The sequence below is a fragment of the Bradyrhizobium sp. P3_C3 genome, assembly GCF_056402655.1.
Window position 1 is genome coordinate 25,321 of record NZ_JBFUGY010000057.1, and the last position, 10,372, is coordinate 35,692.

At 64.5% G+C, this 10,372-nt stretch carries 8 protein-coding genes and 1 pseudogene; 4 read left to right on the forward strand and 5 right to left on the reverse strand.

The features are described from left to right. Positions 1-30: 30 nt before the first annotated feature. Entirely contained in the window at positions 31-1,887 is a 1,857-nt protein-coding gene (locus AC1DW2_RS38825) for a hypothetical protein (protein WP_477008643.1), read from the forward strand. 1 nt (position 1,888) lies between these two features. Here the strand turns inward: AC1DW2_RS38825 and AC1DW2_RS38830 are convergent, their stop codons facing one another. From AC1DW2_RS38830 to AC1DW2_RS38840, 3 genes are all read right to left on the reverse strand, one after another. Then, complete coding sequence (locus AC1DW2_RS38830) at positions 1,889-2,743, reverse strand: TorF family putative porin (RefSeq protein ID WP_477008644.1); 855 nt, start codon at positions 2,741-2,743, stop codon at positions 1,889-1,891. A gap of 83 nt (positions 2,744-2,826) precedes the next feature. Then, entirely contained in the window at positions 2,827-3,444 is a 618-nt protein-coding gene (locus AC1DW2_RS38835) for a VIT1/CCC1 transporter family protein (RefSeq protein ID WP_477008645.1), read from the reverse strand. A gap of 239 nt (positions 3,445-3,683) precedes the next feature. After that, on the reverse strand, positions 3,684-5,174 hold the full coding sequence (locus AC1DW2_RS38840; protein ID WP_477008646.1) for an MFS transporter: 1,491 nt from the start codon (positions 5,172-5,174) through the stop codon (positions 3,684-3,686). A gap of 406 nt (positions 5,175-5,580) precedes the next feature. Between AC1DW2_RS38840 and guaB the strand changes: the two genes are divergently transcribed. From guaB to AC1DW2_RS38855, 3 genes are all read left to right on the forward strand, one after another. Further along, the gene (gene guaB, locus AC1DW2_RS38845; RefSeq protein ID WP_028150953.1) at positions 5,581-7,074 is read left to right on the forward strand and encodes an IMP dehydrogenase; all 1,494 of its coding nucleotides are present in this window, start codon (positions 5,581-5,583) and stop codon (positions 7,072-7,074) included. Positions 7,075-7,299: 225 nt separating this feature from the next. Next, positions 7,300-8,322, forward strand: a complete 1,023-nt coding sequence (locus AC1DW2_RS38850) for an NADP-dependent oxidoreductase (RefSeq protein ID WP_477008647.1) — start codon at positions 7,300-7,302, stop codon at positions 8,320-8,322. A gap of 242 nt (positions 8,323-8,564) precedes the next feature. Next, positions 8,565-8,861 carry a hypothetical protein gene (locus AC1DW2_RS38855; protein ID WP_085402226.1) on the forward strand — a complete coding sequence of 99 codons (297 nt, stop codon included), beginning with the start codon at positions 8,565-8,567 and terminating at the stop codon, positions 8,859-8,861. A gap of 10 nt (positions 8,862-8,871) precedes the next feature. Here AC1DW2_RS38855 and AC1DW2_RS38860 read toward each other — a convergent pair whose 3' ends face one another. Together AC1DW2_RS38860 and AC1DW2_RS38865 are read right to left on the reverse strand one after the other, a co-directional pair. Further along, positions 8,872-9,936: a LacI family DNA-binding transcriptional regulator gene (locus AC1DW2_RS38860; RefSeq protein ID WP_477008648.1), complete on the reverse strand. Its 1,065-nt coding sequence runs from the start codon at positions 9,934-9,936 to the stop codon at positions 8,872-8,874. Positions 9,937-9,977: 41 nt separating this feature from the next. Further along, positions 9,978-10,372 (reverse strand): annotated as a pseudogene (locus AC1DW2_RS38865) (deacylase); the annotation flags it as partial.

Consider the following 10,372-nt stretch of genomic DNA (forward strand, 5'->3'; position numbering starts at 1 on the left):
AATCCCATGCCGTGCCTTCATCGACAACGCTTGCGCGTTTGCAAGCATCGCCTGTCCCTTGCCTCGGTCTCCTTTCTGGCGTTGGCGTCGCTCGGCTTTGCTTCGGCGACGACGTCGCGTGCAGGGACGTCGATCACGGTCAGCACCCAGAGGCCTTACAATATCGGCCTCAGCGGCAACGACGATCTCGGTGATCTCAAGAAGATCTACCAGAGCGCGAACAGCCCGTCCGAGCAGGCTCTCGACCAGTTCAACCAGATCATCACCGATACCGGCATGAAGCGGACGCGCCTGCTGCTCAGCGATGTCTATTGCGATGTCGATCAGACCGGCGATGTGTTCGGGTACACGCAGGACGGCGTTTTCCATCCGGGCGACTGCCAGCCTCTGGCCTGGCATCTTGAGTGGGCCCTGGGTCGCGGGCTCTCGCCTCACGTGGCGGTCGCGGCCTTCATGCCGCCGCGCCTGGTGCAATACGGACCTGGCGAGAGTTGGAATCGGAACGGGCCGGCTCCGGCACTTTTCCAGAAATACGCCAACGCTCTCGTGCGCTATATCGCGAAGAAATCGTTCGACGGCGGGGCGTCATCCGTCATCTTCGAGGTCAGCAACGAGGCTGATATCGCCGATTCAGCCCCGGAGAACTGGAGCGACACCAATCCATCCGCCTACAGGCTCAAGCCATTGGGGTCATGGGGCCGTTGGCTGTGGTGGATGGATCCGGCCAAGTATGTCCTCAACCAGTGGACCCCGCTGCAGACCCACGTGGTGTCCAAGGCCGAAGATCAGACCTTGTCGTACCCCTACGGGCTTGATGCGCGCCGTCTGCCCAGGCAGCTCTTGCCGGTTCAGAAGGTCTTCTCGCAGGCGATCGTGAACATCAGAAACGAACTCGCCGCCAACCAGAGTTATAAGGGCAAGACGCTGGAAATGGCCGGGCCGGCCCTGGTCGGACTGAGCTTCAACTATTATCCGGCGGAGAATCTTCCGACGCTGGAGGAAGTCTTCCTCGACCAGACCTTCAATCCGCTGGCAGACACCTACTTGGCAAAATTCAACGCGCGGCTCGATCGTTTTTCGTTCCACTATTACGGCTCGACAGACGGCACCGGCGGTTTCGCGTTCTTCGACAATCTGGTCGACAAGGCCAAGGCCAAGCTGGACGCCTTGAAGAAGAACAATGCCAACATGCCCGACGTTAAACTGTTCCTGTCGGAATGGGGCCCTACGGCCTATGAGGCGACTGACGTCAATTATTCGCACAAGGGGGCGGCCTGGACGGCGGCGTTCCTGTCCGAAGCCGTGAAAAAGAAGATATCAATGGGGTCGTACCTCATTATCGGCGACGGCCAGGGGGATCCGAACATCACACCTTTCCTCGGCCAGGCCAGCCTGCTGCACAAGGTGCCGCACGGCGACAAGCCGGCCGACTACTACCCGAAGCCGGTCGCGAACCTCTTCAAGATGTACAACAAGATGTCCGGCCAGCGCGTGCAGGCCGCTCTCACCGGCGGGGCGGGCTCCCACCTCAACGCGTTCGCGACCTGGGATGGCGCTAACTCGACCGCGAACATCATGGTCTACAACTATGATCCGACACGTGTCTTCGGCAACAACATTTCGACCGAGACGCCGGAGGGGATTTCGCTTGAGGTCGACAACCTGCCGTTCAGCGACGGCTCGACCGTGACGATTGAGCGCTACCTGATCGATGCGAATACCAGCAACCTGGCGAAGTTCTATTCCGATCCGACCCACCCCGATCCCAACCTGCAGAGGATATTGCTGCAGCGAACGATCAATAGCGGAAAGCTCGTCCTGACGGGCGACGCGCTCGGGCTGGGTGTCGTGCTCTACCGCATATTGCCGCCGACGGTGGTTCCCTAAATTAGTTGAACGCAAACCAGACCTTGGCGACGAATGTCGCGCCGCACCAGTTCGAGACCAGGCCGTCCGGGTTGGTGATCGGATTGGCGCGGCCGCCCGGCCGCGCATTTGGATCGCCGGTAAAGACGAAGCAGTTTTCCTTCGACAGATTGGTGTCGTAGTAGCGCAGATCTAGGTTGAGCGCCTTGTGCGTGAACGTCACGCCGGCCTGCCAATTGAGATAGGCTGGCAGCGGGAAGCCGCCGAGTTGCGAGGTCTGGTTGCCAAACCAGGAATAGCCGGCGGCGGTGGTGAACGACACGGTCAGGTTCTGCAGCAGAAGCCGCTCCGGCACGTCGAAGCCGACTCCGGCCGCCACATATTGGCTCCAGGCGCCGGTGTTCGAGACGTTCGGAGAATAGGCGTAACCGCCGGCGACGCGGAACTGATCGCCGATGCGTCGATCGCCGCGGACCACGATCTCCCAATAATTGATGCCGTTGGTCTCGCCAGGAAGTCTTTCACCGGGATAGGCGAAATAGGTCGCCCCAAGATCAAAATCGATCGTGGCAATCTGCGGGCGCACGCCGGCGGCAAAGGTGAGTTCGGCGGCCGGTTGGGTCGGCAGCTTGACGGTGGCGACCGTTGTGCCGGCGTAGAGCGGGCCCCATCGCGTCTCGAAGGCGGCGCCGGCTGCGGGGCCATGATCGGACAGCGTGGTCCCGCGATAGATGTAGTCGGATGCAAGCCCCGCGCGAGCGCTGAATTCGAGCTCGTCGGCAGGCGTTGCGTGGGTGGTGTCGGCCGCCGACCAACCGCGGTTGCCGAGGCCGAGCGCCCCTGCCGAGGATTGGGCCAGCGCCAAACCGCCGGTCATGGGTGCAAGCCACAATCCGGCCAGCGCGGCAAATAAGGCGCCGCTTGCACCCCGAAACGATGTTTCGTGTCGCCGCAAGTCGATCATCCTCCCAGAGCGACCGCGATGCCAACCAGCGTACTACCGACAGCCACCATCGCAAGTCCCGCCAATGAAGGCCGCAGCCCGCTACGAACCCCAAAGACGTAACCGCAACAGAACAGCATCACGATGGCGACGGCGTAGGAGACGCGCAGCGCCAGTCTGGCGTCGCTCAGGAACAGGAACGGGATGACCACCGGGAAGGTCGACAGGAAGCTCAGCAGGCAAAGGCCGAGCGCTCCGATCCAGTCGCGCTTCATCAGCCCTGGACCGGGAGCCGGCTCAGGCAATTGTTGCAACCGTTTCCGCATCGATTCCAACTGCTCTACGGGCAGCATGGCCGACAATTCCGGCGGCAGCGCGTCGGCAATGACGCGGCGCGCTGCTTCGGGATCCGGCGCCTTCCGTATCGCGCGGAGGGTCAGAACCTTGTTTCCCCGGTCATTGATGCGCGCCAGCAGATAAAGACCGCCGTCAACGATGCCCCATGCGAGATTGCAGCCGAGTGCGCCGATTAGCATTGTTTGAATATTGATATTGGTCCCGGTCGCGACACCAAGCGAGCAGATGAAGGTAAGGGCCATGATCAGCCCGAACAAAGTCTCCGAGATCCGTTCCATCGGATCAAGTATGCTCCCGAACGAAGTATCCGGTCCCAATAAAGCCATGGCTTGGTCTTCGATCACCGTTTGCAGGTGTCATCGAGGCTCATGTCCGGCTTTCGCTCCTTGAGCTAGGTCAAGGCGGCTGGGCACGAGTGCTGGGCCGATCGGCCGGCGGACGCCGCCCGTGCCCGCCACATCGTGGACGATTTTACGACGTCGGGTTCTGACCGACGTCGCTCGGACCTGATAGCGCCTTAGCCCAGCCGCTGGTCCCGCACGTCCTGCGTATCCTCCGTCGCCGTCTTGACGGCGGCGGTCGCCGCGCTCTTTGCGGCACCCTTGCGGCTGGCGATCTCGACCGCCTTGCGGCCGGAGATCTCGTGGCCGGCATCGGCAGGCATCTGCCAGAAGAACCAGCTCGACGCCGCCGAGGTCAGCGCGATCACGATGAAGGCCGGCGCGAACACGGTGGCGTCGATCTCGCTGACATGGTTGAACCACATCGTCGTTTCCACGCAGGCCGCGCCGACCGCGACGCCGGCGGAGACGGCGAGCTGCTGGTTGACGCTGACCAGCGTGGTGGCGCGGCTCATCTGCGCGGTCTCGACGTCGGCATAGGCCACCGTGTTGATCGCGGTGAACTCCAGCGAGCGGAAGAAGCCGCCGACCACCAGGATCACCAAGATGATGAGCAGCGGCGTCGTCACCGTGAACAGCGCGCAGACGCCGAGGAAGAACGCGCTGACGACCGCGTTCACCGTCATCAAATTGCGGAAGCCGAAGGTGCGGATGATGCGCGCGGCCAGCGTCTTCATGCCCATGGCGCCGAGCGAGGAGCCGAAGGTGACGAGGCCGGAATGGAAGGGCGACAGCCCGAATCCGATCTGCATCAGCAGCGGAAGCAAGAACGGTAGCGCGCCGATGCCGAGCCGGAACATGAAGCCGCCGAAAACGGCCGCGCGCAGCGTCGGCAGCTTCAGCAGCGAAAAATCCAGCACCGGCGAACCCGTCCGCCGCGCATGCAGGACATACAATGTCATCGAGATCGCTCCGCCCACGACCAGGGCCGCGACCGTGCTCCAGGGCAGAAGATTGAGCCCGGCGACGGAGAGACCGAACGCGATGCCGGCGAGGCCAACGCCCGCGAGCACCATGCCGTAAAGATCGAACGGTTCCCGCGTCTCGCTCTTGATGGGATCGATGAAACGCAAGGCCATGAAGATGCCGAGCAGCCCGATCGGAATGTTGATCAGGAAGATCCAGTGCCATGACGCATAGGTCGTGATGAAGCCGCCGAGCGGCGGGCCGATCACGGGACCGATGAGGGCAGGGACCGTCACCCAGGCCATTGCGTTGACCAGCGCGCTCTTGTCGACTGAGCGCAGCAGCACCAGGCGCCCGACCGGCGTCATCATCGCCCCGCCCATGCCCTGAAGGATGCGCGCGAATACGAAATCGGTGACGGAGGTCGAGAGTGCGCAGCCGATCGAGCCGACCATGAACACGCCGACCGCGATCGCGAACACCATGCGCGCGCCGAAACGGTCCGCAGTCCAGCCGCTCGCCGGGATGAACACCGCGAGGGACAGCAGATAGGAGGTGATGGCAAGCTTGAGCGTCAGCGGGCTCGTGCCGATGTCGGCCGCGATCGCGGGCAGCGAGGTGGCGATCACCGTCGAATCCATGTTCTCCATAAAGAGAGCGGTGGCCACGATCAGCGGGATGACGCGTTGCTTGTCGACCATGACGGATTGGTAATGAAAATCAGAAGGAAAGGTGGACTTGCGGCTTATCACCGCCGCTCCGCCGGGACCATTGCGGATCAACGCATAGCACCTAAATCCTGCGTAACAACGGTGTGACCCTCGCCGGCGGGTGCACGCGCTCCCTCGTCATTCCGGGCTCGCGACTTCGTCGCGCCGGGGAATGGCGAGGGGTGGCCGCCGCCCGGCCATCCACGCCGAATTTACTTAAAAAGCCTGTGCATGGCTGGCCGGCGGTCCGATTTGCTTTGATTCGTCGCGTGGCCGTGCTATCGACCCGCGTCAACCCCACCGATGGGCTCCGATTCTCCGGCGATGCCGCAAGGCACGCTGAGGGCGGCGCTCATCCATAGCTATTTGCGGCAGGGCCGCAGGAAGGAGTTGGCAGATGGCCACGGTGCAACTTCAAGGCATTCGCGAAGCCTTTACGTTCGACGACGTGCTGTTGAAGCCGGGCCTGTCGGACGTCATGCCGGGCGAGGTCGACATCCGCTCCCGCGTCACCCGCGCCATTCCGCTCAACATCCCGATCATGGCGTCCGCCATGGACACGGTCACCGAAGCCCGCATGGCGATCGCCATGGCGCAGGCCGGCGGCCTCGGCGTCATCCACCGCAATTTCGATCCCGAGGGGCAGGCCGCCCAGGTCCGGCAGGTCAAGCGCTACGAGTCGGGCATGGTGGTGAACCCGCTCACCATCAGCCCCGAGGCCACGCTCGACGATGCGCTCAAGCTGATGAGCGACCACGGCATCTCCGGCATTCCCGTCGTCACCGGTGCGAGCAAGAACACGCCCGGCAAGCTGGTCGGCATCCTCACCAACCGCGACGTGCGGTTTGCCACCGACCGCCGGCAAAAAGTCTCCGAGCTGATGACGCATGACGGTCTCGTCACCGTGCGCGAGAATGTCAGCCAGGACGAGGCGCGGCGGATGCTGCACCAGCATCGCATCGAGAAGCTGCTCGTGGTCGACGAGCAATATCGCTGCGTCGGCCTGATCACCGTGAAGGACATGGAGAAGGCGGTGGCCCATCCGCTCGCCTGCAAGGACGCGCAGGGCCGCCTGCGCGTCGCAGCCGCCACCACCGTCGGCGACACCGGCTTCGAGCGCACCGAGCGGCTGATCGATGCCGGCGTCGATCTCGTCGTCGTCGACACCGCGCATGGCCATTCCCGTCACGTGCTGCATGCGGTCAATCGCATCAAGCGTCTGTCCAACTCCGTGCAGGTCGTTGCGGGCAACGTCGCCACCACCGAGGGCGCGCAGGCGCTGATCGATGCGGGCGCGGACTGCATCAAGGTCGGCATCGGCCCGGGCTCGATCTGCACCACGCGCATCGTCGCCGGCGTCGGCGTTCCCCAGCTCACCGCGATCATGGATGCGGTGGAAGCTGCAAAGAAGTCCGACATTCCCGTCATCGCCGACGGCGGCATCAAGTTCTCCGGCGACCTTGCGAAGGCGCTCGCCGCCGGCGCCGACATCGCCATGGTCGGCTCGCTGCTCGCCGGCACCGACGAGACCCCCGGCGAAGTGTTCTTGTGGCAGGGCCGTTCCTACAAGGCCTATCGCGGCATGGGCTCGGTCGGCGCGATGGCGCGGGGATCTGCCGACCGCTATTTCCAGCAGGACATCAAGGACACGCTCAAGCTCGTGCCTGAGGGCATCGAGGGCCAGGTGCCCTATAAGGGTCCGGTCGGCAACGTCATGCACCAGCTCGCCGGCGGCTTGCGCGCCGCGATGGGCTATGTCGGCGCAAAGGACATGAAGGACCTGCACGACAAGGCCCAGTTCGTCCGCATCACCGGCGCGGGCCTGCGCGAAAGCCACGTCCACGACGTCACGATCACGCGCGAGAGCCCGAACTATCCGGGCGCGGGTTAGGCGCTCCGCATTCGGCTGCGCGTCGGTTTCGGCGCGCTCGCCTCGATGACGGTGTCATTCCCCGCGGAAGCGGGGAATCCAGTACGCCGCGGCTTCTCGGTTCAATCACAGCCGCCTCTGGAATACTGGATCGCCCGCTTTCGCGGGCGATGACAGCGAGTGTTGGGATTTGCTTCATTCCCACGTACCTCCTAAATGACTGCAACAAGTAGTCAGGAGGAAGCCATGTCCCAAGCCAAGCGCATCGTTCTCGCCGCACGTCCCGTCGGTGAACCCAAGCCATCCGATTTTCGTCTGGAGGAATTCGCAGTCCCGGCGCCCGGCGCGGGTGAAGTCCTGCTGCGCACGATCTGGCTCTCGCTCGATCCCTATATGCGCGGGCGCATGAGTGACGGTCCGTCCTACGCAGCACCTGTGCCGGTCGGCGGCGTGATGGAGGGCGAGGCGGTCAGCGAGGTCGCGGCCTCCAACAATCCTGATTTCGCCAAGGGCGACATCGTGCGAGCCCGTACCGGATGGCAGTCGCACGCAATCTCCAACGGCAAGGGCCTGATCAAGGTCGATCCGAAGCTCGGTCCGATCTCGACCTCCATCGGCGTGCTCGGCATGCCCGGCATGACCGCCTATACGGGCCTGCTCGATATCGGCAAGCCGCAGGAAGGCGAGACCGTCGTCGTCGCCGGTGCCTCCGGTGCGGTCGGCTCGGCCGTCGGCCAGATCGCGAAGATCAAGGGCGCGCGCGCGGTCGGCATCGCCGGCGGCAAGGACAAGTGCGACTACGTGGTGAAGGAGCTCGGTTTTGATGCCTGCCTCGATCATCGCGAAACCGATTTCGCCGCGAAGCTGAGGTTTGCCTGCCCGAAAGGCATCGACGTCTATTTCGAGAACGTCGGCGGCGCCGTGTTCGAGGCGGTGTTTCCGCTGCTCAATCCGTTCGCGCGCGTGCCGGTCTGCGGCCTGATCGCCCATTACAACGACACCGAGGCCAAGCCGCCGAAATGGGCGGCCAGCATGATGCGCGCGACGCTGACCAAGCGGCTCACCTTCCGCGGCTTCATCGTCTCCGACTTCGCCAACCGCCATGGCGACTTCCTGCGCGACATGTCCGGCTGGGTCCGCGACGGCAAGGTCAAGTACAAGGAGTTCGTCACCGAGGGCCTGGACAGCGCGCCCGGCGCCTTCATGGGGCTCCTGAAGGGCGCCAATTTCGGCAAGCAGCTGGTGCGGGTCGGGCAAGATAAGGCGTAAAGCGTTTTCGAGCGAAGTGGGTACCGGTTCGCGTGAAGAAAACGCGTCAGACTAGATGCTAGAGCCCGGAACGGGGCTCTAGCTGCAAGGCCTAGTTGCAAAGGCGTCACACCCCGGACATCGATGGTTAACAAAGAGTGACCGATCGGCCACACCTGCCCGCAAAAGCCGCAGGTGTGACCGTCGGTTCATTGACGGCTGAGCGAAGGCATTGAATCATCGCGCATATTTTAGGTGCTGCGATGTTAGAGATTGGTATTTTCAGCGTAATCCTTCTGGCTGCCGGCTATTGGGCGACCCTGTTCGTCATGGGCCGTCGCGACGACGTCATCCATGGCAAGTTCGTCCACGTCGACGAGGAGGGCGATTTCACGCCAGCCGCGATGCCGGCGCCACCACCGCCATTCCCGAAACGTCCGGGCAAAGCTGCGCAGCCTGATAAGGTCCAGCCTGCGAAGGCGGAGGCGAGGCCGGTCAACAGCGATGCGCTGCAATCGCTACTGGCTGCGATCCAGCAGGATCTCAAGACCATCGCCTGATCTGCAACGCTCAGACGCTGCCGCGCTCGACCAGGAACAGCTCGACGGCGAGCCGCTGCTCGGCGCGCGGCGTGCCTGCTAGCCGCGCCAGAAGCAGTTCGCCCGCGATCCGTCCCACGGCCGCCGCATCGAACGAGATGGTGGTGAGACCGGGCGTGATCTGATCGGCGACGTCGTTGTCGCCGAAGCCGAGCAGCGCCAGATCGCGCGGCACCGAGAGGCCGCGGGCGCGGGCCTCGATCAGCGCGCCGGTCGCGAGCAGATCGTTGGCACAGAACACCGCATCGACGTCGCCGCCGCGTTCGAGCAGGGCGGTGAAGGCGGCGCGGCCGTCGGCCAGTCCCGTGATCTCACCGACGCCGATCTCGTGGACGATCTCGAGGCCCAGCTGTGCCGCTGCGTTCCGAAATCCGTCGCGGCGCAGTGCGCCACGGCCGCTGCCGCGGCCGATGAAGGCGACGCGGCGATGTCCGGCTTCAGCCAGCCTGCGCGCCGCCATCGCGCCGGCATCCGCATTGGGCAGGCCGACCAGCATGTCGATGGGGTCGCGCGGAAACGCCCAGGTCTCGATCACGGGAATGCCGAGCTCGAGCAGCGCGGCACGATTCTCCTCGAGCTCGATCACGCCGGTGAACATCACTGCTGCGGGGCGGATGCCGCGCAGCGACTGGATCATCGCGACTTCCTTGGCATAGGAGTAGGAGGTCTGGCCGACCAGCACCTCGAAGCCTTCCGGCTCCAGCGTGGCGGCGAAGCTGCGCACCGCGAGCCCGAACTGCTGGCTGAGGATGTTGGAGACGAAGGCCATCACCACGTTCGACCGCCCCGAGCGCAGCGCGCGCGCATGCGGGTTGGAGGCGTAACCGGTCGCCTCGATCACCTCGAGGATGCGCTCGCGGGTCTCGCGATTGACCTTCTCGGGGTGGCGCAGCACCCGCGACACCGTGATCGGCGCAACGCCCGCGCGCTCCGCGACCTCCTCGATGCGCGGCGGCCGCCCGCTCGCGCTGGCGCGGCCGGGCGGCGCTGGAATGCGCACCACGTCGTCATAACCTGGCTTTGCCTGATCGCTCATCGAATCCCAAGGGTAATCGAAGTCGTTAGCGTCTCCAAAGCTCAGCGCGTCGATAGTTCGTCGCGCGACAGCGCGCGGCCGACCTGGACCAGGCAGTCGCCGCTCTGGCTGTCGGTGTGCAGGCGCTGCGAGATTACGATGCCGTCGGCGGGGAAGCGCAGCACCTCTTCCGGCAACTCCGGGCGCTCGAAATCATGGTACCAGCCGGCGACGTCGCCGGCCGCAACGCGCGTGCCGACCATGACGGCGGGCTCGAACCAGCCGCGCCGCGTCGCGAACACCGCCTGCGCGTGGCTTTGCAGCGCCAGCAATTCGGTGGCGCGCTCGACCGGCGCATGTGGCCCCAGCACCGGCGCCTGGACGATGCCGAGCGCGAGCAGCAGGCGATCGACGGCGCGCGCGGTGAGCGCCATGGTCTGCGGTGTGACGGTGCCGC

Coding starts and splice junctions, on each gene's coding strand:
- guaB (WP_028150953.1), top strand. CDS start 5,581: ATGGCCACGGTGCAACTTCAAGGCATTCGCGAAGCCTTTACGTTCGAC.
- AC1DW2_RS38855 (WP_085402226.1), top strand. CDS start 8,565: ATGTTAGAGATTGGTATTTTCAGCGTAATCCTTCTGGCTGCCGGCTAT.
- AC1DW2_RS38830 (WP_477008644.1), bottom strand. CDS start 2,743: ATGACCGGCGGTTTGGCGCTGGCCCAATCCTCGGCAGGGGCGCTCGGC.
- AC1DW2_RS38840 (WP_477008646.1), bottom strand. CDS start 5,174: ATGGTCGACAAGCAACGCGTCATCCCGCTGATCGTGGCCACCGCTCTC.
- AC1DW2_RS38835 (WP_477008645.1), bottom strand. CDS start 3,444: ATGGAACGGATCTCGGAGACTTTGTTCGGGCTGATCATGGCCCTTACC.
- AC1DW2_RS38860 (WP_477008648.1), bottom strand. CDS start 9,936: ATGAGCGATCAGGCAAAGCCAGGTTATGACGACGTGGTGCGCATTCCA.
- AC1DW2_RS38850 (WP_477008647.1), top strand. CDS start 7,300: ATGTCCCAAGCCAAGCGCATCGTTCTCGCCGCACGTCCCGTCGGTGAA.